At 72.7% G+C, this 23,533-nt stretch carries 18 protein-coding genes; 3 read left to right on the top strand and 15 right to left on the bottom strand.

Annotation, left to right across the window (positions count from 1 at the left end; genetic code table 11):
* Nucleotides 1-94 precede the first annotated feature (94 nt).
* The 3 genes from ACFWVV_RS23095 to ACFWVV_RS23085 form a co-directional block, all read right to left on the bottom strand.
* Nucleotides 95-1,207, bottom strand: coding sequence for an SPFH domain-containing protein (locus ACFWVV_RS23095; RefSeq protein ID WP_384348634.1), 1,113 nt, complete (start codon nucleotides 1,205-1,207; stop codon nucleotides 95-97).
* 29 nt (nucleotides 1,208-1,236) lie between these two features.
* Nucleotides 1,237-1,674, bottom strand: coding sequence for an NfeD family protein (locus ACFWVV_RS23090; protein WP_384348637.1), 438 nt, complete (start codon nucleotides 1,672-1,674; stop codon nucleotides 1,237-1,239).
* Nucleotides 1,675-2,314: 640 nt separating this feature from the next.
* Complete coding sequence (locus ACFWVV_RS23085; protein WP_384348640.1) at nucleotides 2,315-3,139, bottom strand: SAM-dependent methyltransferase; 825 nt, start codon at nucleotides 3,137-3,139, stop codon at nucleotides 2,315-2,317.
* Between the two features lie 152 nt (nucleotides 3,140-3,291).
* On the opposite strand from ACFWVV_RS23085, the gene ACFWVV_RS23080 reads away from it, so the two are divergent.
* From ACFWVV_RS23080 to ACFWVV_RS23070, 3 genes are all read left to right on the top strand, one after another.
* Entirely contained in the window at nucleotides 3,292-4,044 is a 753-nt protein-coding gene (locus ACFWVV_RS23080; RefSeq protein ID WP_384348642.1) for a hypothetical protein, read from the top strand.
* Between the two features lie 62 nt (nucleotides 4,045-4,106).
* The gene (locus ACFWVV_RS23075) at nucleotides 4,107-4,379 is read left to right on the top strand and encodes a DUF3253 domain-containing protein (protein WP_384348645.1); all 273 of its coding nucleotides are present in this window, start codon (nucleotides 4,107-4,109) and stop codon (nucleotides 4,377-4,379) included.
* Between the two features lie 93 nt (nucleotides 4,380-4,472).
* On the top strand, nucleotides 4,473-7,502 hold the full coding sequence (locus ACFWVV_RS23070; RefSeq protein WP_384348647.1) for a BTAD domain-containing putative transcriptional regulator: 3,030 nt from the start codon (nucleotides 4,473-4,475) through the stop codon (nucleotides 7,500-7,502).
* A 101-nt stretch (nucleotides 7,503-7,603) separates the two neighbouring features.
* On the opposite strand, the gene ACFWVV_RS23065 is transcribed toward ACFWVV_RS23070, so the two are convergent.
* From ACFWVV_RS23065 to ACFWVV_RS23010, 12 genes are all read right to left on the bottom strand, one after another.
* Nucleotides 7,604-7,987 (bottom strand): peptidase inhibitor family I36 protein, encoded by a 384-nt coding sequence (locus ACFWVV_RS23065; RefSeq protein ID WP_384348650.1) that lies wholly within the window; start codon nucleotides 7,985-7,987, stop codon nucleotides 7,604-7,606.
* 203 nt (nucleotides 7,988-8,190) lie between these two features.
* Complete coding sequence (locus ACFWVV_RS23060) at nucleotides 8,191-9,549, bottom strand: glutamine synthetase family protein (RefSeq protein ID WP_384348652.1); 1,359 nt, start codon at nucleotides 9,547-9,549, stop codon at nucleotides 8,191-8,193.
* Entirely contained in the window at nucleotides 9,546-11,387 is a 1,842-nt protein-coding gene (locus ACFWVV_RS23055; RefSeq protein ID WP_384348655.1) for an IucA/IucC family protein, read from the bottom strand. The genes ACFWVV_RS23060 and ACFWVV_RS23055 overlap by 4 nt, the downstream gene beginning before the upstream one ends.
* The gene (locus ACFWVV_RS23050) at nucleotides 11,384-13,039 is read right to left on the bottom strand and encodes a hypothetical protein (RefSeq protein WP_384348658.1); all 1,656 of its coding nucleotides are present in this window, start codon (nucleotides 13,037-13,039) and stop codon (nucleotides 11,384-11,386) included. Before ACFWVV_RS23050 ends, ACFWVV_RS23055 begins: the two co-directional genes overlap by 4 nt.
* Complete coding sequence (locus ACFWVV_RS23045; RefSeq protein ID WP_384348661.1) at nucleotides 13,036-14,451, bottom strand: lysine N(6)-hydroxylase/L-ornithine N(5)-oxygenase family protein; 1,416 nt, start codon at nucleotides 14,449-14,451, stop codon at nucleotides 13,036-13,038. The genes ACFWVV_RS23050 and ACFWVV_RS23045 overlap by 4 nt, the downstream gene beginning before the upstream one ends.
* On the bottom strand, nucleotides 14,448-16,400 hold the full coding sequence (locus ACFWVV_RS23040; protein ID WP_384348664.1) for an IucA/IucC family protein: 1,953 nt from the start codon (nucleotides 16,398-16,400) through the stop codon (nucleotides 14,448-14,450). Before ACFWVV_RS23040 ends, ACFWVV_RS23045 begins: the two co-directional genes overlap by 4 nt.
* On the bottom strand, nucleotides 16,397-18,085 hold the full coding sequence (locus tag ACFWVV_RS23035; protein ID WP_384348667.1) for a pyridoxal phosphate-dependent decarboxylase family protein: 1,689 nt from the start codon (nucleotides 18,083-18,085) through the stop codon (nucleotides 16,397-16,399). Before ACFWVV_RS23035 ends, ACFWVV_RS23040 begins: the two co-directional genes overlap by 4 nt.
* Nucleotides 18,082-19,524, bottom strand: a complete 1,443-nt coding sequence (locus ACFWVV_RS23030) for a diaminobutyrate--2-oxoglutarate transaminase (protein WP_384348670.1) — start codon at nucleotides 19,522-19,524, stop codon at nucleotides 18,082-18,084. The genes ACFWVV_RS23035 and ACFWVV_RS23030 overlap by 4 nt, the downstream gene beginning before the upstream one ends.
* A 107-nt stretch (nucleotides 19,525-19,631) precedes the next feature.
* Nucleotides 19,632-20,876, bottom strand: a complete 1,245-nt coding sequence (locus ACFWVV_RS23025; RefSeq protein WP_384348673.1) for a type III PLP-dependent enzyme — start codon at nucleotides 20,874-20,876, stop codon at nucleotides 19,632-19,634.
* A gap of 441 nt (nucleotides 20,877-21,317) precedes the next feature.
* Nucleotides 21,318-22,022 carry a maleylpyruvate isomerase family mycothiol-dependent enzyme gene (locus tag ACFWVV_RS23020; RefSeq protein WP_384348675.1) on the bottom strand — a complete coding sequence of 235 codons (705 nt, stop codon included), beginning with the start codon at nucleotides 22,020-22,022 and terminating at the stop codon, nucleotides 21,318-21,320.
* Nucleotides 22,023-22,248: 226 nt separating this feature from the next.
* Nucleotides 22,249-22,785 carry an FxLYD domain-containing protein gene (locus ACFWVV_RS23015; RefSeq protein ID WP_384348678.1) on the bottom strand — a complete coding sequence of 179 codons (537 nt, stop codon included), beginning with the start codon at nucleotides 22,783-22,785 and terminating at the stop codon, nucleotides 22,249-22,251.
* A gap of 45 nt (nucleotides 22,786-22,830) precedes the next feature.
* A complete protein-coding gene (locus ACFWVV_RS23010) occupies nucleotides 22,831-23,364 on the bottom strand; it encodes a hypothetical protein (protein ID WP_384348681.1) in 534 nt (177 codons plus the stop codon).
* Between the last annotated feature and the right edge of the window lie 169 nt (nucleotides 23,365-23,533).

The raw sequence follows: 23,533 nt of genomic DNA, 5'->3' as shown, positions 1-23,533 counted from the left end.
TCGGGTGCCGGGAAACCTGGGGAACAGAAACCTGGGGAACAGCTGGGGGTGCCGGGGCCGCCCAGCTCGGGTACTCAGCCGTCGCTCGCGGTGCTCAGCCGCCGGAAGTCTGTCCCCGTCCCGGCACCTGCGGCACTCTGGCCGCTTCCGCCTCGGCCTTCGCGTCGTCCACCACGGCGGCGGCCTGTTTCGCGACCTCGGCGGCAGCGGTGGCGGCGTCGAGAGACAGCGTCGCCGATCCGGACCGGAGCTCCGCGGGTCCGGCTTCCCCGGCCGCCCCGTCCGCTTCACCGCCGGCCCCTTCGGGTGGCGGTGTGCCGGCGGGCAGTCCCATCGCCGAGCGGTCGCCGAACGCGCTGGTGACGGCGCGGACCGCTTCCGTCAGTTCCCCCGGGATCACCCAGAAGGTGTTGTTGTCGCTCTGCGCCAGGTGCGGGAGCGTCTCCAGATACTTGTAGGCCAGGATCTTGGGGTCCGCGTTGTTGCGGTGGACGGCCTGGAAGACGCGTTCCACCGCCTTCGCCTCGCCGTCCGCCCGAAGGATCATGGCTTGTTGCGTGCCCTGGGCCTCCAGGATGTCCTTCTGCTTCGTACCCTCCGCGGTGAGGATCTTGGCCTGCCGTTCGCCCTCGGCGTGCAGGATGGCCGCGCGCTTGTCGCGCTCGGCCCGCATCTGCTTCTCCATCGCCTCCTTGATGGTGTTCGGCGGGTCGATGGCCTTGATCTCGACGCGGTTGACGCGGATGCCCCACTTGCCGGTGGCGTCGTCCAGGACGGTGCGCAGCCGGGCGTTGATCTCCTCGCGGGAGGTGAGTGTCCCCTCCAGGTCCATGCTGCCGATGACGTTGCGCAGCGTGGTCACGGTGAGCTGGTCGATCGCCTGGAGGTAGTCGGCGACCTCGTAGGCAGCGGAGCGCGGGTCGGTGATCTGGTAGTAGAGCACGGTGTCGATGTTCACCACGAGGTTGTCCTCGGTGATCACCGGCTTGGGGTCGGAGGAGTACACCTGCTCGCGCACATCGAGCTTGGTGTTGACGCGGTCCGCCACGGGGAGGACGAAGTTCAGTCCCGGCTGCAGCGTGCGGTGGAATCTGCCGAACCGCTCGATGTTGTAGCGGCGTGCCTGCGGAACGATCCGCACCGTGGAGGCGACGAGGAAGACCACGACGATCGCCGCTATGAGAATCGGGATGACAACCGGATCCATGGTTCCTCCGTCGGGATGCGCTCAGCCGTTCACGGAAGGAGTTCGCGGGGGTAGACCACGGCCGTGGCACCTTGGATCTCCATGACGTCCACCAGGGTTCCCACGGGGAGCACATGGCTCTCGTCCAGAGCGCGGGCGGACCACTCCTCGCCGACGATTCTGATGAGGCCGTGGGTCGCGGTGACTTCCCGCACCACCTCGGCCCGCCTGCCGATCAGCGCGTCACTGCCCTCGCGGGTGAGGGGTCCCTGCGCCATGTGCCGCAGGGCGACGGGACGCACGAGGAGCAGGCCCGCCGCCGTCGCCACTCCGAGGGCCACGAACTGGCCCAGTACCCCGACGCCCACCCCGGCCACCACGGCGGCGACCAGTGCGGCACCCGCCAGCAGCCCGAAGACCAGCGTCAAGGTGAAGAATTCCGCGGCACCGAGCACCCCGGCGGCGATGAGCCAGACGAACCACGGCATGGACTCGCCTCCCCTCGGAGGACCTGTCTCCAATCTACGCCCGTCGGCGTCAGGGGAACAGATTGTCCGGCCGGGTACCTCCCAGGCCATGGGGCAGGACCGCCTCGGCGGGCGGCCCGGGCGGGGCCGGGCCCCGCCGGGGAGGCGGTGAGAAGCGGGAGACCAGGCCGCCGACGGGTGCCGGGGAACGGGGGGCGGTGCGGCGGCCCGGGGCGGGGGTGCCGAGGTAGAGCCACCCGCTGACCGTTTCGTGCGGGGCGAGCTCCAGCAGGGTGCGCCCGCCCGCCGGGGCGCGGTGTCCGCCCAGCCCAGCAGGTCGACGAACTCCTCGTCGGCGGGGGCCGGTTCGATCAGCCGGTGCTCGCTGCGCCGGGTCCGGATCGCGGCTCCAGTTCCGAGGGACGCAGGCCTCGCGCCGCCGCGAACCTGTCCCGTGCCATGCAGGTCGCCGCACAGGCGGTGCCGAGATCGGCTTCGTGCTGCCGTCGGCCGTCCTGGGAGCGGGCATTCCGGCCGTTGGCCGATGGCGCAGGAGGCGGGGCGGTGGGCGGGGAGGGGGAACCGCCCCGCGGACCGGCGGCCGGCGGGGCGGCGGGGCGGCGGGGCGGCGGGGAGAGGTAACCGCTCCGCCGACGCGCGGTTACGGCTTCCGGCCCACCCCGCCGTAGGCGTCGACGGTCACCGAGGTGCCGGACGCGTCCGCGGATTCCGGCCGCCACCGCGTGACCTCGACGATGCCCGGCTCCAGCAGGTCGAGGCCGTCGAAGAAGCCCGTGATCTCCTCGACGCTGCGCACGTAGTAGGGCACCGCGCCGCTCTTGTTGTACGCCTCCGACGCCGCGATCATGCCCGGGCTGGTCGAGGTGCTGTCGCTGATCACCAGGTGGCTGCCCGACGGCAGACCAGCCATCAGCCGGGACACCAGCGTGCGTGCCTGCTCGTGATCGGCGACGTGGCCGAGGGTGTTGAGGATGACGAGGGCGACCGGCCTGGAGAGGTCCAGCGTCTCGGCGGCCGCCTTCAGGATGGCCTCGGGTTCGTAGAGGTTGGCGTCGATGTAGGCGGTCTCCCCCTCCGGCGTGCTCGTGAGCAGGGCGCGCGCGTGGGCGAGCACCAGGGGGTCGTTGTCGACGTACACGATCTTCGAGTCCGGGGCGGTCCGCTGGGCGACCTGGTGGGTGTTGTCGGCGGTCGGCAGACCGGTGCCGATGTCCAGGAACTGCCGGACGCCCTCCTCCTGGGCGAGGTGGCGGACCGTACGGCCCAGGAACTGGCGGCTCGTGCGCGCCACGTCGGCCAGGCCGGGGAATATCTCCCTGATGTGGTCGCCGAGCTCGCGGTCCACTTCGTAGTTGTCCTTGCCGCCCACGAAGTAGTTCCAGAAGCGTGCGGAGTGCGGGGTGGCCGTATCGATCCGCTTGTTCAGTTCGGCGGCCGAGACAACAGGGGGGTTACGGTCGGACACGGGGCGCCTCCTGCGGCACGTCGTGGATGATCAGCCCCCAACTTAAGCCGTTTTCCCGGGATCAGCTGTTCATTGGCCAATGTGTTCGCCGAACTGATGCGCGGTACGGCTCCGGTTAGGGTGCTGGTTTCGTCGACGCAAAGGGCCACGCCATGAGTTACCCGTATCCGGACGCGCGCCACCAGCCGGGCTCCTTCGGCCCGCCGCCGGGGCAGCCGCAGCCGTACGCCCTACCCAACTCGCCGCAGCTGTACGGGTATCCCGGCCACGACGTACCTTCGGGGCCGCCGGAACCGCAGCCGGGATGCGAGGTCTGCGGGGCGCGGCCCGCGGCCGGGGTGACCGTCCGCTCCCATCAGGGCATGGTCGTGATCATGCGCACGGTCACGCGGCGCGCGGTCTACTGCCGCACGTGCGGGCTCGCCGTCTACCGGCAGCTGACCTCCAGCACCCTGGTGACCGGCTGGTGGGGCTTCTTCTCGCTGTTCGTCACGCCGTTCGTGGTCCTGGGCAACGTCCTGGGCGCGCGGGCCGCGCTGCGGCGGCTGTCCGAGCCGTACGGTGCCGTACGGCCGCCACTGGACCCGGGCCGCCGGGTTCTGCGCCGGGCCCCCGCCATGCTGATCCTCGCCCCCTTCGCGTTGGTGGCGGTGGCGGTTCCGGTGCTGCTGGCCGTGGGACTGCTCGCGGGGGACGACGCCCCGGTGGCGCTGTCGGTGGGTGACTGCGTACGCAACGAGGACGAGTGGCCCGAACAGCGGCTGACGAAGGTGGACTGCGGGTCCTCCTCCGCGGAGTACCGGGTGAAGGACGCGGCGTCGTGCGGCCCCACGGACTATCTGATGCACGCCGAGTACCTGAGCGGCGCTCCTGGACGGACCGGCACCTGCGTCGCGCCCCTCTGACTCAGGGGGCCACGAGACGGCGCCGACGGGCCGTCGGGCGCCGGCCGTGGCGATACTGACGGATGACCGAGAGCGAACGACAGACGGAACGGCGGCTGGAGCGGACCATCCTGAAGCTGCTCGACCAGCGCGGCCCGGACACGACCATCTGCCCCTCCGACGCCGCACGGGCCGCGTACGAGGGGGAGGACGAGGGCTGGCGCGCGCTGATGGAACCGACCCGTCGCGCGGCCCGCCGGCTGGTCGAGGCGGGCGAGGTGGAGCTCACCCAGGCAGGCCGCCCCGTCGACCCGGCGCAGGCACGCGGCCCGATCCGCATCCGCCGCACCCGCTGACCTCGCAGCCCTGGGCCGCCCGGCCGCCTACCAGCCCGGACCGCACTCACGCAAAGTAGCGGAGTGGTGACGCGAGGTCCTACGCTCATGCGAATGGGCGCACAGTACGAGTTCAGGCTCCTGGGACCACTGGAAATCCTGCGGGACGGGCTGCCCGTGGGGCTCGGTGCCACCCGGCTGCGGGTGCTGCTCGCCGCCCTGCTCCACGACGCCGGCGGGGCCGTCCCCGTCGACACGCTCGTGGACCGGGTGTGGGGCGGCGATCCCCCGCGAGGGGCCCGCAACACCCTGCAGAACTACGTACTGCGGTTGCGGCGGGCCCTTGGGCCCGAGCTCGTCCGCACCCATGGCCGCGGTTACGCGATCGACGTCGATCCGGCGGCCCTGGACACGTACCGCTTCGCCGCACTCGTACGGCAGGGGGCGGCGGCGCTGGAGGCGGGCGACCCCGCGGGCGCCGCGGAACTGCTGCGCGAGGGGCTGGCGCTGTGGCGCGGCGAGCCGCTGTCGGACCTGCCGGGCGAACTGTTCCCTGACGTCGTCCCCGGCCTGGTCGAACAGCGCTTGCACGCACAGGAACTGTGCATCGACGCGGACCTTGCCCGGGGGCGCCCTGCGGACGTCCTGCCCGAACTGTGTGCGCTCACCGAGCGGCACCCCCTGCGCGAACGGTTCTGGGCCCAGCGGATGCTGGCGCTCTACCGGTGCGGCCGTCAGGGCGAGGCACTGGCCTGTTACCGCAAGGTGGGCACCCTGCTGGCAGAGGAGTTGGGGGCGGACCCGGGGGACGGCCTGCGGGTGATGCACCAGCGCATTCTGACAGCCGACCCGGAATTGACGGCCGTCCCGGAGCCAACTGCCGCTCCACGAAAGACGATCGGTCCTCAGCCGGCAGCCGGTCCGCGTCCGGCAGCCGCAGCGCAACCGGCAACCAGAGGGGTCGCCGTGACCTCGGGGCCCGGCGTCGGCTCCGGGCCGGGCCTCATCTCCGGGGCCGGCTCCGCCACCGGGTCCGCCACCGGCCCCGGGCCCCAGGGGAATCTGCCCGCGGAGACGACCACCTTCGTCGGGCGGGAAAGCCAACTCGCCGACGTCCGGGGCCTGCTGCAGCACTCCCGGCTGGTCACCCTCACCGGTGTGGGCGGCGTGGGCAAGACGCGGCTCGCGCTGCGCGCCGCCCGGCACGCGGCTGCCGACTTCGCCGACGGGGTGTGGCTCGCCGATCTCGCCGCCCTCTCCGAACCCGCGCTCCTGGGCCTGGCGGTCGCCGACGCCCTCGGTGTACGGGACCAGTCGGCCCGCCCCGCCGCCGACGCGGTGGCCGATCACCTCCGGGGCCGCAGCCTCCTGCTCGTCCTGGACAACTGCGAGCATCTGGTCGACGCGGTGGCCGCGCTCGCACTCGGGCTGCTGCGGGCCGCTCCCGGGCTGCGCGTCCTGGCCACGAGCCGCGAGCGCTTCGGCGTACCGGCCGAACACGTCCTGGTCGTTCCCGGACTCACCCTCCCCGATCCGCACGGCGCCACCCCCTCCGAGGCGCTGCTACTGCTCACCGAGCGCGCCGCCGGCTGCGCCCCGGCATCGGCCCGTTGCTACGCCGACAGTGCGCCTGCCGCCGAACTCTGCCGACGGCTCGACGGCATCCCCCTGGCCATCGAACTGGCCGCCGTCCGCCTCTCCTCCCTGAGCGTCGAGCAGGTTCTGGCACGTCTGGAGGACCGCTTCCGGCTGCTGGCAGCGCCGCGCACCGGCTCGCCGCACCGGTACCAGCAGACCCTGCGCGGCGTCATCGACTGGAGCCATTCGCTGTGCTCCCCCGGCGAACGGCTGCTGTGGAACCGGCTCTCGGTCTTCGCGGGCGGCTGCGACCTGGAGGCGGCGGAATCCGTGTGCGCGGGTGACGGCATCGCCGCCCACGAGGTGCTGGACCTCCTGACCGCGCTGGTCCACAAGTCCGTCGTGGTCGTCGAGGAGACGGGCGGAGCCGCCCGCTACCGGCTGCTGGAGACCATCCGGCAGTACGGCGCGGCCCGGCTGGAGGAACAGGCGGGCTCGGCAACGGAGTTGCGCCTGCGGCACTGCGCCCACTACCACCGCATGACGGTCCGCGCCGCCGCCGAGTGGTGCGGGCCCGAAGAGGTCGCGTGGCTGCTGCGGCTCCGCGCGGAGGTGCCCAACATCAGGGTCGCCCTGGAGTCCTGCCGTGCCCGCCCCGGCCGGGCGGCCGTCGGGGTGGAGATCGCCGTCAACCTCACCCGTACCCGGTTCTGGTTCTTCGGCGGCACCCCGGCCGAGGGACGCCACTGGCTGGAGACCCTCACCGGCCCCAAGAGCGAACTGCCCGACGAGGTGAACGACCTGGCCACCGCCATGAAGGCGTGGATCGCGCTCTGCCAGGGCGACAGGCCAGCGGCGCGGGAGTTCACCGACGCCTGCCGGACGGCCGGGCAGCACCCTGCGACGCCACCGGCCCTGTACATCGAGGGCGCCTACGACTTCCTGGTCCACGGCAGTCCCGGCTGCGTCGCCCTGCTCGCCCGCGCCCGGGACGCCTTCCGCGCCGCCGGGCACACCGGCGACGCACACATGTCGACCATGATGTGGGCCATGGCCGCCGCGTTCCTCGGTCCCCGGGAGGACGCCCGGCGCGCCTGTCGTACGTACGTGAGGGAAGCCGAGGAGAGCGGAGCCGAGTGGGCCCGCTCGTGGGCCCTGTGGTGCACGGGCCTCACCGAACTGCTGCACGGCGAACCGCGCCGCGCCCTCGGTCTCCTGCGCGACGCACTCGTGCGCCAGCGCGCCATCGCCGACAGCTGGGGTCCCGTCTGGGGGGTGGAGACGATCGCCTGGGCGGCCGGTGCGCTGGGGCACCCCCGGCGCGCGGCCCGGATCCTCGGCGCCGCCGACCGGTTGCGCCGCATCACCGGTGTCGCGCTGACCGGCCTCCAGCCGTTCCACACGGTGCACACACGTACGGAAGGTCTGGCCCGGGAAGGTCTGGGGCCGGAGGTGTACGCGCAGGAGTGGGGCCGGGGCGCGGCCGCTGCCGACGGTATCGCCCTCGTCCTCACTCTCATCGACGAGATGCTGTCGTACGCCGGGCCCGGCCGGCCCCCGGCCTGAGGCGGCGGGACCGCGCCGTCGGGCCCTGTGGGATGCGGGGGGGCCTGGCCGGAGTTGCCGGCCGGGGGGACAGGATCCCTCCGGCCGGCTGCCCTCGGCTGTCAGCAGGCGCGGACGGAGGACACCCTGTCGCCGATGCCGTGGAACTGGATCGGACCGGTGTATCCGTCGAGGATCCGCGTCAGTTCCCCGCCGTAGCCTGCCCGGTCGTACAGGCACCAGGTCTTGCCCGAGATGTTCTTGACGGAACGGACGTTGTTGTCGAGAACACCGCCGGCCACACCCGCCAGGTCGAACACCCCGCTCCTCATCGTGATCACCCGGCCGTCACCGTGGTCGCCCGTGTAGATGCAGAATCCCCACCTCTCGCAGTGCCAGTCCGCCGGCACTTCCTGAGCCGGGGCGGGTGTGGCCGCGAGGAGCCCCGCGGCGGCGAACAGGGCGGTGACCAGCACTTGGGCGAACTTCGTCTTCTTGGCGCGCATCGCGGAACTCCGTTTCGATTCGCGCCGGGCGGTCTTCCACCCGGCGCGGGAGCGGTCTTGCTTGACGGACTTCACGCTTCCAGTCGCCGCTCTCGCCACGCTCACTCGCCGGTCACGGACGAAGGCCACCGCGGTCACACGCGACAGCCGCCGCGGTCACCTGCGAAGGCCGTCGCGTTCACGCCCGCCGACGCAGGTGCCCGTTACAGGCGTTCGAAGCCCCGCACCCGCTCCCAGTCGGTGACCGCCGTCTCGAAGGCGGCCAGTTCGGTGCGGGCGGCCTGTGCGTAGTGGCCGACGACGGCCTCGCCGAAGATCTTGGCGGCGAACTCGCTGTTCTCCCACCGGTGCAGCGCCTCGGTGAGCGTGCGGGGCAGCCTCTGCACGGACGGGTCGGCCAGTGCGTTGGCGGTGTGCGGCGCCGGGAGTTCGAGACGGTTCTCGATGCCGTACAGGCCTGCGGCCACCGCGGCGGCGACGGCGAGATAGGGGTTGGCGTCGCCGCCCGGCACCCGGTGCTCGATCCGCAGCGAGTGGCCGGAGCCCACGACGCGGACCGGGCAGGTGCGGTTGTCCCGGCCCCAGGTGATGCCGGTGGGCGCGAACGCGCCCGGCTGGAGGCGCTTGTAGGAGTTGATGTTCGGCGCCATCAGCAGCGTGAAGTCGGCGAGGCAGGCGAGCTGGCCGGCGACGAAGTGCCGCATCAGTTCGGACATGCCGTCCTGCGCCGCCGGGTCGGCGAGGGCGGCGGAGCCGTCGGTGCCGCGCAGCGAGAGGTGGATGTGGCAGGAGTTGCCCTCGCCCTCGTCGTACTTGGGCATGAAGGTGAGGGCGACGCCCTCCTGGGCGGCGATCTGCTTCGCGCCGTTCTTGAAGACGACGTGGTTGTCGCAGGTCTTCATCGCCTCGTCGTAGCGGAAGACGATCTCGTACTGGCCGGCGTGGCACTCGCCCCTGGCGGTCTCCATGCGGAGCCCGGCACGCCCCATTTCCCGGCGGATGCGGCGGACCACGGGTTCGATCTCGGCCAGGCCCTGGAGGGAGTAGTCGACGTTGTAGGCGGTGGCGGTCTCCAGGCCCTGGTAGCGGCGGTCCCAGGCCTGCCGGTACGTCTCGTGGAAGATCAGGAACTCCAGCTCGGTGCCCGCGAAGGCGGTCAGGCCGCGCTCGGCGAGCCGGTCGAGCTGGGTGCGCAGGATCTGGCGCGGGGCCACCTCGACCGGCTCGCCGCCCGGCCAGACGGCGTCGGCGAGGACGAGCGCGGTGCCCGGGTCCCAGGGCAGGGTGCGCAGCGTCGCCGGGTCGGGCCGCAGGACGAAGTCGCCGAAGCCGCTCTCCCAGGCGTCGATCGCGTAACCGGATCCGGTGCCCATCTCGACGTCGGACGCGAGGAGGTACACGCAGGCGCCGAAGCCCCGCTCGGCGGCCTCCTCCAGGAAGTACGGCACGGACAGCCTGCTGCCCTGGAGCCTGCCCTGGAGGTCGGGGACGCTGACGACGACCTCCTCGATGCGGCCCTCGTCCGCTGCGACGCGCAGTTCTTCGTACGGCCAGTCGGTCATATCTGCTCCTGGTGTTCCTGGGGGACCTGCGGCTCGTGGGAGCCGGCGGTCGCGGTGGCGAGGGGATTGTGGAGGGTGCCGTGGACCAGGTCGAAGCCTTCGTCCTTCTCGGCGCGGTCGTGGAAGCCGCCGCCGAGGAGCTGTTCACGGTTGAGCGCCACCCGGTCGAACTCCGCGGCCAGCAGGCCGAAGTCGTCGTACCGGTCGGCCAGTTCGGGGAAGCGGGCGTGGTAGCGCTCGATCTCGGCACGGACCATGGCCCAGAATTCGTCCTCCGGTACGCCCAGGTGCTCGGCTGCCAGGGGGGCGAAGAACCGGAAGTGACCGGCGAAGACGGCGCTGAGCAGCGAGTGGGCCAGTTCGCCCGCGGGCCAGCGCAGCAGCAGCGCGTCGGCGCGCTCGGAGAGTCCGGCGTACTCCGGGTGGCTGCCGGGCAGCAGGTTGACGTCCTCGGCGAAGTCCTTGACCGCGATGCCGATCGGGGTGTCGGACGCGTCGTAGAGGACGACCGTGTTCTCGCCGTGCGGGCAGTAGGCCACCCCGTACCGGTAGAGGTAGTGCAGCAGGCCGGGCAGCAGGGCGCCGAAGAAGCGCTCCAGCCAGGCGTGCGGGGAGAGCCCGGACCTGTCGACGAGTTCGCTCACCAGGGCGCGGCCGTCCGATCCGGTCTTGAGCAGGGCGGCCATGGTGCGGGCCTGTTCGCCCTCGCCCAGCAGCGCCGCGACCGGCTCGCGCCAGACCGCGCCCAGGAGCTCGTGGTAGCGGTACGGGGCGTCCTTCACCGACTCGTACAGCGGGTGGTGCACGGCCACGCCCGCCACTTCGCCGAGCGGGTGGAAGCGCAGCTCGTCGCGGAGGTAGGGGTCGGCGTCACGGACGGCGTGCAGCCAGGCGCTCACATCGGGGGCGGCTTCGGTGGGTTCCGTCGACAGGCCGCGCCAGACGAGGGTGTTGCGGATGAGCAGCGGCACCTTCACGTTGCGGCGGTGCGGGTGGTCCAGGTTCGCCAGGGTGCGGATGGACTGGAGCGGCCGGTAGCGGTCCGGGCCCTCGCCGAGCAACACGATCCGGCCGTCGGCGAGATACGGGGCGAAGAGGGTCGCCACGGCTTCGTCCCAGTGGAACGGGTGCACCGGCAGCCACCGGAAACCGGCGGGGTCCAGGCCCGTTTCGGCGCACGTCTCCTGGAGCGCGGCCCCGAACTGCTTGCGGGTGTCCTCGGCGAGCTCCTCGGCCAGCAGGGTGTCCTCGTCGAGGCCGGGCACCCCGGAGTAGGAGGCGAGGCTGCGGTGGACACCGGCCCAGAGCAGGTGCACGGAACCGGCGGCCTCGGGGGCGTACGCGGCGGCGTCCGAGGCGGAGAAGCCGAGGCGCCCCTTGTTGAGCAGCATGCACGGGTGCCCGTCCTGATGGGCCTCCAGATCGAGGTGGTCCAGATCGGCGAGCGCGGCGGCGGGCAGCGCGCGGGAGAGGACCTCGGTCTCGGCCCGCCGGGTGGCGGTGAGCTCGCGCAGCACCTCGGCGGTGGTGGGTCCGTCCCAGCCGAGGACCGGCCGGGCGTCGAGCAGGAGCTGCTCGGGTCCTGGCGTACGGCCGTCGGCGGGTGCGGGGTGCCGCTGGAGGGTGTCGGGCAGCAGCCGCCAGGTGCCGAAGGTGCCGCGCGTCGCCCGGAACGTCCAGTGGACGCCGTCGGCGAGGTCGAGCCGGTACGCGTCCGGGGCGCCGGCCTCCGGGTCGGCCGCCGGGACGAGCAGCTCCTCGTAGGCGAACTCCTCCACGGCCTTGACGAGCAGCCGCCGGCCCGCCTGGGCCCAGGCGTCGCGAGTGGTGCGGTTCATCGGTGGTTCTCCTCGGAGTACGGGGGTGAGGCCGGGGCCATGAGGGAGGGGGTGCGGTCCCCGGCGCCGGACCGCGGGGAAACGGACGCGGAGGCCGCCTCGGGGCCGGCTGCCTGCGGCAGGGGATCTGCGCCGTGCACGGCCACGGGGGCGGCGGGCACGGCGCGGACGGATGGGGCCGGGGCCGCGTTCTTGAAGCGCCGTACCGACAGGGCGGCGGCGCACAGCTGCACCGCCGCCGCCACCGCGAGCGGCAGTGCCAGGTCGGAGGAGACGGCGGCCGTGGCGGCCAGCGGCGCGGCGAGCAGTCCTGCGGAGCGGACCGTTTCCACCGCGGTGAAGGCCGGCCCCTCGGTGCCGGTCGCGCGGAACATCCGCAGCTCGACCGCGACCTGGCCGAGGCCGAGGCCGACGCCGAACAGCAGTCGGCCGCCGACCAGTTCCGGGAGGGAGTCGGCCAGCCACGACCAGGCCATCCCGGCCGCGGCCACCGTCAGTGCGAGCGGCAGGAGCCGGTCACCGAACCGGTCGTGGCAGCGGCGTACCAGCGGCAGCACGGCAAGTGCGGACACGCTCGGCAGGAAGAACAGCACGGCGGAGCCCACCGAACCGCTGCCGAGACCTTCGGAGAACTCGGTGAAGAAGGGCCGGGCGACATTGACGGAGAAGTCGAAGGCGACTCCGATCAGCGCCGCGTAGGCGAGCATCGTGAACCAGGTGAGGCGGCTCGTCCGCCCGCGCCCGCCAGGAGCGGAGGGCGTCCCGGCCGTCGCCGGAGCGGCCGGTGCGGGCGCGGCAGGGTCGGGCGCGGCAGGTTCGGGCGACCCGCCACCGGCAGGAGCGGACAGCCCGCCACCGGCGGGTACGGGGGACCCGTGCCCCGCAGGTAGGGGCGACCCGCCGCCCGCAGGTACGGGCGACCCGTGCCCGGCGGCAGCCGCCAGCGCGGCGGCCGGCGCGGCGTCGGTGAGCTGGGCTTCGGTCGCCGTGGGACCGCCCCCGGACGCGTCACGGTACCCGTCCGGTGCGGCGGATTTCCCGTCGCGGCTCCTGCCGAGGATCCGGTACGTGAACACGGCCAGCAGCGCGTCCAGGAGGGCGAACGCCGAGATGCCGATGCGGGGTTCGGGCAGCGCGAGCACTCCGGCGCCCACCATCGTCGAGACCACGACGGACAGGTGGAAGACGACCACCAGCGTGCAGACGCCGGTGAGCCGGGCCCGTTCGCCGCCCTCCGACGCGTCGCCGTACTCGGCGATGAACGCCGGATAGGCCAGCAGCAGGGCGCTGTTGGTCATCACGATGAGCGTCGACAGGGTCGTGTACGCGGCATAGCTGGGCGCCATGCCGAGGAGGAGGTCGAGGACGGCCGTCCCGCACAGCCCGGCCAGCACCAGTTGGTGCAGCGGCCAGCGACGGGCCGCCAGCCCCCACAGCGGCAGCGCGGCGAGCCCCGCGATGCGGCAGATCCAGATGTACAGCCCGGTCGCTCCCGGGTCCTCGATGCCGTAGAGCCGCGCGAAGAGCTGCGGCAGGAAGGGCGTCAGCGCCGTCTCGGCCACGAGGTGGAGGCCGATGACGGATATGAGCACCGTCCTGGCGTGGCGCGCCGTGCCGCCCGGGGCCGGCGCGGACTTCGTGGCGACCGTCATCGCGGTGTGCCGGACGGGGTCGCGGCGGCCTCGCCGTCCGGGACCTCCGCGGGTCCGGCGGGCGCGGGCGGCTGCGGTGCGCCGAAGGTGGTGAACGCCTGCCGGGGGGCGATGGGCAGTACGTCGCGTCCGGTGGCGGTGTTGAGGATGGTCGCGGCGCGCCAGGCGCCGAGGGTGAGGTCGGGGGCGCCGACCCCGTGCGTGTGCATCTCGGCGTTCTGGACGTAGAGCGTGCCGCGCACGCGCGGGTCGAGCGCGACCCGGTACTCGCCGTCGATCTGGTAGCGGCCCCTGTCGTCCCAGTCGACGAGGTCGCCCATCGACTCCAGGAACACCGGGCGGGACGCGGTGTACCCGGTGGCCGAGACGACGGCGGAGGTCCGCACCTCGAAGAGCGAGTCCTGCTGCTGGGTGCGGCAGGTGAGCAGGTAGCCCTCGCCGTCGGCCCGCGCGGCGACGAGTTCCACGCCGGGCTGGAGGGTGGCGCGGGGTTCGCCGCCGCCGATGGTGCGCTCGTACAGCTCGTCGTATATCTCGCCCAGGGTCTCCTCGCTGACGCCCTTGTAGAGCTGCCACTGTTCGCGCACCAGCCGCTCGCGCGTGACTTCGGGGAGGTCGCGGAAGTAGCGGATGTAGTCGGGGGTGAAGTGCTCCAGGCCGATCTTGGAGTACTCCATCGGCGCGAAGGCGGTGGTGCGGGCGAACCAGCGGACGTGCGGGCCGCCCTGTCCTTCGCCGTCCTGGTGGCGGAGGAGGTCGAGGGCGACCTCGGCGCCGGACTGGCCCGAGCCGATGACCGTGACGTCGGCGGCGGCGGCGAGGCGCGCGCGGTGGGTGCGGTAGTCGGCGCTGTGCAGCACCCGGCCGGTGTGGTCACCGGTCAGCAGCGGGCGCAGCGGCTCGGGGACGACGGGGTCGGTGCCCACGCCGAGTACGACCTGGCGGGCCAGGACACGGGTCTCGGCGCCGGCGGCGGAGCGGTGCACGACGGCGAACGCGTCCGCGTTCTCGTCCCATTCCAGCGAGGTGACCTGGGCGTCGAAGCGGCAGGAGGGCAGCCGTTCGGCGACCCAGCGGCAGTAGTGGTCGTACTCGCGGCGCGGGATGTGGAAGCGCTCGGAGAAGAAGAACTTGAACATCCGCTCGTGGATGCGGAGGTAGTTCAGGTACGACCACGGGCTCGTCGGGTCGGCCATGGTGACCAGGTCCGCGAGGAACGGCACCTGGAGCGTCGTGCCCTCCATCAGCAGGCCCGGGTGCCAGGAGAACGCGGGCTTGGCGTCCAGGAAGAGGGTCCGGAAGCCGGGTACCCCGTCCGCCAGTGCGGCCAGGGACAGGTTGAACGGGCCGATGCCGACGCCGACCAGATCGTAGGGGAGATTCTGGTCGTCAAAAGACGAGGGAGCGGTCACCGCTGGGCCTCCGTGAGGGGGTTGGGGAGATCGATGTAGACGGACTGGGTGTGGACGTCGCCGACGAGTTCGTCGAGCCCGTCCACGCAGGTCAGGTAGTTGCCCTTGCAGCGCAGTACGGGGGCGTCGAGCAGCAGGTCGAGCAGGCCCTTGGCGGCGGGCTCGGCGGCGCGCAGCCGCTCCAGGGCGGTGCGCGCCGTCCCGAGGAGGCGGTGCTCGTCGGCCAGGCCGAGTGCGCCGAACGCGCCGATGAGACCGAGCAGGTTGTTGATGCCGAGGTAGTAGGCCACCCGCTCGTCGACGAAGGCGTCGTCGAAGACCAGCTCGACGCCGTCCGTGGCGCCGGGCAGGAGCCGTTCGACGGCGTCGGCGCGGGAGGCGGCCAGGTAGTAGCCCTGGCTGTCGCGGTACCAGCCGGCGCGGGGCAGCCCGTGGGCGTCGAGGGCCACCAGGGTGTTCTGGTGGTGCGGCTCCAGGGCAATGCCGTACTTCGCGTGGAGACGGATCAGGGGGACGACCAGGACGTCCAGGTAGCGGGTGAGCCACCGCTCGGACGCCTCGGGCAGGGGGACGCCGAGGGCGCGGGCGGCGCGCCCGACGGCCTCGCTCAGCAGGGCGCGGTGGCGCGGCGGGGTGCCGTCGCCGGGGCCGGTGCGTTCGGCCAGCAGCCCCGCCACGCACAGCCCTTCGGGGGCGCCGTCGCCGCCGCCCCGGAAGGGGTTGTCACGGATCGCGGTCTCCAGGCCCGTCTCCGGTCCTTCGGTGCCGACGGAGATCCAGGCGAACTCGCGCAGGATGCCGAACTCCGGGTGCTCGGCCCGCAGCCACTCCCCCGGGCCCGCGGCAAGCAGTTGCGCGGCCCGCACGCCCAGGCGCATCTCGCCGCGCAGGTTGTTGCGCCGGGAGTTGGTGATCCGCATGCCGAGTGACAGCTTCAGCATCACCTCGGCGTCAGGACGGTGCACGGTGCGCACGGAGGACGTGGGGTACCAGTCGGGGCCCGCCGCCCCGAGCGGACGGAGCAGACCGGCGTCGACGAGGGCGGCGACCTCCGGCCGGGACAGCACCTCCCTGGCCTGCCAGGGGTGCGCGGGTACGGCGACCATGCCGTCGGGCACCTTGAGACCGGCGGCGAGCGGACGCAGCAGTTCCGCGGGAGTGCGGCCGTCGGCGCTCCCGCCCACGACGACGTCCGGGTGGGCGGCGAACCAGTGCAGGGGGAAGGAGCCCCGCAGTTCCGGCGAGTACGCCTCCAGCTCGGCGTCCGAGGCCTCCTCGCGGCTCTTGGGCGCGGGGTGGAAGGGGTGGCCGAGGAGCAGTGCCTGTTCGCTGTCGAGGAACGGCGTCGGCCCCTGTCCGGCGTCGGCGCGCCGGTGGGCGAGGTGCGTGGCGGTGCGCCGGGCGGAGTTCAGCACCCGGGCGGCGGCGTCGCCTCCGTGGTGCGGGAGCACGCCGCGCCCCAGTGTGGTCTGGCGGATCAGCGCCGCCGCGACCAGTGCGGCGTCGGCGGGGAGTTCCGCGCTGTCGCCGTCGCCGGTGCAAGCGGCGGGTGGCGGCAGTTCCGCGCTGTCGCCGGTGCCTGCGGCGGGCAGGGGCAGTTCCGCGCTGTCGCCGTCGCCCGTGGTGCGGGGCAGCTCCGCACGGTCGCCGGTTCCGGCGACCACCGATGGCGCGCCGAAGCGGTGCCAGCCGGTGGCCGACCGGTAGCGCACGGGCACCCGCAGGGTGAGGCGGCTGGCGGGCAGGCCGATCAGCAGTGCCTGCCCGGTGGCGGGTACCTCGGTGCCGGTCTCCCGAACGTAGGCACGCAGGAGGGTCTCCATCGCCGCGGCGTCCCCGGCGCGCAGGGGGTCGGGGTCGTCGAGCGGGTCGGGGCCGACCGGGCCGTGCGCGGGCGGGGTGACTTCCGGCGGGGTGATCGTACGGAGGTCGTCGTCGGGCCGGTTCACCGGTTCTCCTCCTCGGCCAGGCCGGCCGCGACGACCGTGTCCAGCAGGCGCTCGACCTCGGCGGCGGTGGTGTGCGGGTTGAGCAGCGTCAGCTTCAGCCGGACGCGGCCGGGGCCCTCGCCGGGGAGTTCGGTGCGGCCGACGACCGCACTGCCCTCCCGCAGCAGCCTGCGCCGCAGGGCCGCGTTCACCCGGTCGGTGTGCGCGGGGTCGGCACCCTCGGGTACGTAGCGGAAGAGGAACGCGGTCAGTACGGGTGCGGAGTGCAGCTCCAGCCGGGGGTGGGCCCCTGCCCACTCCGCGCCGCCGAGTGCCAGCGCGTGGCAGGCGTCCACGAGCCGGCCGAGGCCTTCGCGGCCCAGCGTGCGCAGGGTGACGGCGATCTTGAAGGCGTCGGCGCGGCGGGTGGTGCGCAGCGAGAGGCCGAGGAGGCTGGGGTAGCCGGCCTCCTCGTCGTCCTGCGGGTTGAGGTAGACGGCACGGCGGGCGAGCGAGGCGTAGGTTTCCGCGCGCCGGACGAGGAAGATGCCCGCGGCGACGGGCTGCCAGCCGAGCTTGTGCCAGTCCAGGGAGACGGAGTCGGCCAGCGCGATGCCGCGGACCAGCGGCGCCAGCCGGTCGGACAGCAGTGCGCCGCCGCCGTACGCGGCGTCCACGTGCAGCCAGGCACCGAACTCGGCGGCCAGTGCCGCGCAGGTGCGCAGCGGGTCGATCGCCCCGGTGTCGGTGGTGCCCGCGGTGGCGACGACGGCCACCGGCAGCTCACCGCGCGCGACGCAGTCGCGGAGCGCCGACGCCAGCGCGTCGGGCTTCATCCGCAGCTCGCGGTCGACGGGCACGGAGACGACCGCGTCCTCCCCGAGGCCCAGCAGCGCGGCCGAGCGCTGCACGGAGAAGTGGGCGGCGGCGGAGGCGAAGATCCGCGGGCGCGGCCCGGTGCCGGGTACGCCGCTCAGCTCGATCTGCCGCTGGGCCGCGCGGCCCAGCACCCGGTCGCGGGCCAGCATCAGGCCCATCAGGTTGGACTCGGTGCCGCCCGAGGTGAGGACTCCGGCGGCCTCCGCCGGTTCGTACCCGACGAGTTGCGCCAGCTCCTGGAGCAGCAGGGTCTCCACGGCGGTGGCGGCGGGCGCCTGGTCCCAGGAGTCCTGGGAGGGGTTGAGCGCGGAGACGGCGAGGTCGGCGGCGACGGCGACGGCCAGCGGCGGGCAGTGCAGATGCGCGGCGCAGGCGGGGTCGGCGGGGTCGGCGCTGCCGTACGCCAGGAGTTCGGTCAGCCGCCGCAGGGCGTCGTCGCCCTCCGCGTCGGCGAACTCCCGCGCGAACTGCGCGGCCAGTTCCTCGGGGGCGCCGGCGGGCACCGGCCCGGCGCGCCGTGCCGCGCCCTTGGCCAGGGCCTCCAGCACGGTCTGCACCAGCGGCTCCAGGGCGGAGGGGCCTCCCGCGGCGCCGGACAGTGCGGTGTTCAGGGCGTCGTCGTGGTGGCCCTGTGGCCGGGTCCCCGAGGTGGGGTTGCGGTGCATGGACGCGCCTTGCTGCCCCCGGCCGGTCCGCTCCAGGTCCGGCTGTCCCGGATGCTCCCGCTCGCGGTCCAGCAGCCCGGACCCCTCCTGCTCGTCGTGCGGCTTGTGGGCCACGCCGAGTGCCCCGTTGGCCGTCGCCCGGCCGTGCCTCTCCCCCGTCATGCCCGCACGCCCCGGCCCGCAGGAGCCGTCACCGTGGCGATGGCGTCGGTCAGCCGGTCCAGTACCGCTTCGGCCTCCTCGTCGGTGATGATCAGCGGCGGGAGCAGCCGGACGGTCGAGTCGTAGCGGCCGCCCAGTTCCACGATCAGACCGCGCTCCAGGCAGGCGGCCCGCACCTGGGCGGCCACCTGCGGGGCGGCGGGGCGGGCACCGCAGGAGTCCGGCCCGGCCTCGGGGTCGACCAGCTCGACACCGATCATCAGGCCCCGGCCGCGTACGTCGCCGATCGCGGGGAGCGCCGCGCGCAGAGCGTTCAGCCGCTCCGTCATCCGGGCGCCGACCGTGGCGGCCCGGTCGGCAAGGCCCTCCTTGGCGACGTAGCGCAGGGTCGCCGTACCGGACGCCATGGCAAGGGTGTTGCCGCGGAAGGTACCGGTGTGTGCGCCGGGCAGCCAGCCGTCGTAGTCCTCGTGGTAGACGAGGACCGCCAGCGGCAGGCTGCCGCCGATCGCCTTGGACATCACCATCGCGTCCGGCACGATCCCGCTGTGCTCGACGGCCCAGAAGGCGCCCGTGCGCCCGACGCCGGTCTGCACCTCGTCGACGATCAGCGGAATGTCGCGCTCCGCGGTGATGCGGCGCATGTCGCGCAACCAGGCGTCCGGGGCCGGTACGGCGCCGCCCTCGCCCTGCACGGCTTCCAGGATCATCGCGGCGGGCGGCACGACGCCGCCGTTCGGGTCGTCCAGCAGGCGCTCGGTGTACACGGAGGACAGCTGGGCGCCCTGCTCACCGCCGACGCCGAACGGGCAGCGGTAGGAGTACGGGTAGGGCAGCCGGGTCACGTCCGCGGCGATCCCCGGCACCGGCTGCTTGGTGGTGACACCACCGGAAGCGGCCAGGGCCCCCGCGGTCATCCCGTGGTACGCACCCGTGAAGGCGACCAGACCGCGCCGCCCCGTGGCGGTCTGCATCAGCTTGAACGCGGCTTCCACCGCGTCGGTTCCGGCGGGCCCGCAGAAGTGGATGCGGGCCTTGTCCGCGAAGCCGCTGGGCAGCGTGGCGAACAGCGCGTCGGTGAACTCGTCCTTCTCCGGGGTGGCCAGGTCCAGGACGTGCAGGGGCGCTCCGCTGCTGAGGGTGCGCTGCAGAGCTTCCGTGACGACCGGGTGGTTGTGGCCCAGCGCGAGAGTGCCGGCGCCGGAGAGGCAGTCGAGGTAGCGGCGGCCGTCGGCCCCTTCGACGGTCATGCCCTGGGCGCGGGCCGGAACGATGGGGAACGACCTGGCGTACGTGCGGGCCGAGGACTCCCGGGTGCGCTGGCGCTCCAGGATGGCGTCGGCCCGGTGCGCGGTGCGCCCTTCAGCGATGCGTCCGGCGTCGGTGCGTCCGGCGTCGAGTGGTCCGGTGTCGGTGCGTTCGGCGGGGTGCACGGTCATGGGTACGGCTCCAGGGTGGGGAGGGGAGAGGGCGAGCGGGAGGCGGCGCGACTGCGGTCCCCGGGCCGTGTGCGGCCCCGGGCGCGATCGTCGTACCTCGGAGCGGTTCAGAGCAGATGGCGCTCGGCGACGGGGTGGCCGAGGAAGCCGTGCATGGCGAACTCCCAGCCGTAGGAACCCGCGTACGGGAAGACCACCAGGTCACCGGCGCGCACCCGGTCCACCCTGACATCGCGCAGCAGGGTGTCCTCCGGGGTGCAGAGCTCGCCGACGACCGTCACGCGGGTCTCTTCCGCGGCGGGGCGGGGCAGGCCCTCGGGCCAGTTCTCCACGGGCAGCACCGCCATGTTGTGGACGATGTCCCAGGAGGTCGGCAGCTGGAAGTGGTTGATGCCGCCGCGCAGCACCACGAACGCCTCGCCGTACGACTCCTTCACGTCCGTCACCTCGGCGGCGTACCAGCCGCAGTCGGCGACCAGGAAGCGGCCCGGCTCCAGCACGACCTTCACGCCCGTGGGAACCTCGATGGCAGCGGCCAGTTCGCCGAAGCGGGCGATGTCGAAGGGCTTCTCGCCCTCGAAGGCGACGCCGATGCCGCCGCCGATGTCGATGTGGCGGAGGTCGATCCCCGTGTCCACGGCGGTCCTGATGCTCCACTCCACGCACCAGCGCAGGTACGCGGCATGGGCCTCGGCGTCGAGGTTGTTGGACGCGGCGTGGATGTGGAAGCCGACCAGGTCCAGGCCGGGCAGCCGCCGGGCATCGCGGAGCACTCCGGGCACATCGGGTTCGGCCACCCCGAACTGGGACGGAACGCCTCCCATGTGGAGCGACCCGGTGACGGGAATGGTCTCGGGATTGACGCGGAGCGCCACCCGGGCGCGGACACCTTCGGCGACGGCTATCCGGCTGATCCGGTGCATTTCGAGCAGGCTCTCGGCATTGATCGCCTCCACGCCGGCCCGGACCAGGGCGGTGAGGACGGGGACGGACTTCGCGGGGCCCGCGGCGACCACCGGGGCAGGACCGCCGTCGGCCACCGGCTTTGCCGCCACGGCGAGTTCGAGCTCCGTACAGGAGGCGACCTCGAAGCCGTCCACGTGCGGGGCCAGGGCGTGGACGATGCCCGGGAATGAGTTCGCCTTCACGGCGTAGTAGACGGCGGCCCACTCCGGCAGCGCGCGGCGCAGTTCCCGCGCCCGGTCGGCGGCGACCTCACCGTCGTAAAGGTAGGCGGACACCGGCACTTGAGCCTGCGTCAGTTCCCGCAGACGGCCCTGGACCGTGAGGGGAAGTACGTCGACCGGGTAGGAGGATCGCGGGGCGGCGGACGGCGGCAATTCAACGGACACGGCTCTGCCTCAGATCGGGAACGGCAACGGAATCAGATGCGGAAAGGCGCGAAAGGGAGGAAAGGCTCACGCACGAGGTTCACGTACGGGGCTCACGTACGACAGCCAGCGCGCGCTGTCACCGGCAGAGCCGCCCTGCGCCGCGCGGCTTCACGCTCCGAACTGCCGGAAACGCGCGGGCGATCGCAGCCACTGAGCCGCATACTGTCCGGACGAAACACCGCTCCCCCAAGATTTGGCACCGCCGGGACACCTCCCGCATTTGCTTAGGCAAGCCTAACCTAAACAATCCTGCGCCAGTTTCCAAGGGCGGCGCCGACCGCAGCCTCCGCTTTCTTCGGCATCGGAGAGTTCGCTGAGACCGCTGATTCCTCTGTGTCTCCTGAGGCAGCCCTTTGCATAAAGGAGTACGGGGACCGGACAAAGGGCCGCCCCACGCGGTCACTCCGTTCCGCAGCGCCCCCGGAGGAGTGCGACGCCGTCGCCCTGCAGATCGTCGCAGTACGCCGCGCGCCCGGTCATCGCCATCACCAGGGCCGGCGTGGAGCCGGTGACGAGCCGCCCGGAACCGGTGGCGAAGGGGCCGTCGTTCGCGACGAGTCGCAGGCCGCCGATACGCCCCTTGGCCAGGACCACGAGGTCCGTTCCCCGGTAGTACTCGGCCACCCTGGTCGCCGTCCCGGTCGGGTACGCGCGGTGGATGCCCAGCGGGCGGCGGATGTCCTCGCCGTGTACGAGCGTTTCGCCGAGCAGGGCCAGGGCGGGGAGGGGAGGCTTGGTGGTGCTCGTGACCACGCGCCGGAACCTCTCCAGCGTCCCGGCCGGAGTGCCGCCCAGCTGCTCGGCAAGCCGTACGGCCACCTGCTTGTCGAAATCGAAGCGACAGCGGATCACACCCGCCAGCCAGCGCACGGAGTTGAGTGTGGCCGAAGCGGTGAGATGGGCCAGCACCTCGCGCACCGTCAACCCGCTGCACAGCGACGGGGTAGCCCACTGCTCGTCGGTCAGGTCCGCGAGATCGGCCACCAGCGCCGCCCGCTCGGCATGAATGAGGGGCCAGACCTCACGGGCCTTCCTGCTGGGGCGGGCTGTGCTGCTGGGGTGGGCTGTGCTGCTGGGGTGGGCTGTCGGTTCCTGCTCGGTCATGTGGCGGTGTCTCCTGTCACGGGGATGCCTGCGGTGCATCAGGCGGGAACGATGGCGCCCGGCTTGGGCGTTCAAGGAGAAGACCCTTGCAGGGGGGCAAAGTCATCGCCCGTGAGAAGTGCGTTGCCCGGGGGGCGCGGTGGGCGTTCGGGCAGGAACTCCGCACGCCTCGAGCAGCGTTGACAACCAGGGAGCGAAAGGTTCCCGCCCGCTCGCCTTCGCCCTCCTACGAGGCGAACCGGGTAACTTCCTTGATCCGGCACGTGATCTTGCTTTTGACCGGGTCGAGGGACTGTGCGGTGACCTCCGACTGCTGGCCGGGGGCAACCCTGCTCGTCGAGGTGTGTGTCTCACTCAACCGCTTGCCACTCGCGTCGACGAACTCGACGTGCACGGTGTAGTCGCTGTCCTTGCTGGACCGATTGGTGACCACCAGGTCGGCATGGGGCCACCTGGTACTGGAGTCCACCTCGCATGACGTGATCCGCACATCCCCCCGTGGCCCGTTCTCCTGCGGGCGCTCCGCCGGTCCCGTGGGCGAGGGTTTGCGTACTGGCTCGTCGTCACCGCCCACGGCGACCACCATGACCGCGGCCACCAGAATCGCGACCAGCAGGATCGCACCCAGGCAGGAGAACCCGATGATCTTCCCCGTGCCGCTCTTCCGAGGGGGAGGCGGCGGTACCCAGCCCTGTCCACCTTGCTGCGGATAGCCTTCCGGCGGCGGCTGGCTCCAGCCGGGAGGCGGCTGCTTGTTCGCCATGGATCCAGGATCCTCCGGGCGTGACCCCGACGCACCCCGAGGGGCTCAGGCCCCCGAACGCCGTGCGGCCCGGTGGCGGCGGTAGTACGAGAGGGCGACGGCTGCGGTGAGCGGGCCCCACAGGACCAACGGCTGGTAGAGGATGCCGACGACGGTGCTTCCGACGGGCGTCATGTCGTCGTGCGGGTACGTCCACCACCAGGGCATGCCACCCCAGATCATCGTGAGGGCCGCCGCGCCGACGAGGGCGGGGACGACGACGGCCAGGGGCCGGATACGTCTCCCTCCGATCAGCGGTATCCAGCGTGGTACGACGTCTCCCCACGGCCGGACCAGGCCGATGGTCAGGAGGGCGACCAGTTCGCAGACCACGCTGAGCGTCAGCATCCACAGCTTGGCGGAAGCCGTCTCGAACTGGACGAAGCCCGCCTCCGTGTAGCCGGCCGGAATCCCGAACACCCAGAGGAGACGCCACAGTCCGCTCGGCAGGACCACCAACGCGGTCAGATGCGCGGCCCGGACCGCCCAACGGGGCGCTGGTGCTATGGAGTCGGGGGCGATGACGATGTGAGTGCTCATGTGCTTCATCATTGAACGGCCGACTGCGTGTGCCATCAGCCTGAACGGCGGACCCGGGCGGCCACCGGAACGAGAAGTCCGCCCCGTGCTCCCCCGCCCGGCGGAGCCGCTCCCCTTCCTCAGGACGAGGTGTCCCTCAGGACGAGGCGCCCCCTCGGGACGCGGTGCT

Source organism: Streptomyces sp. NPDC058663, assembly GCF_042716745.1.
Taxonomy (GTDB): domain Bacteria; phylum Actinomycetota; class Actinomycetes; order Streptomycetales; family Streptomycetaceae; genus Streptomyces.
Note: the sequence above shows the minus strand (reverse complement) of the source record. Positions and strands in the feature narration are given on the sequence as shown.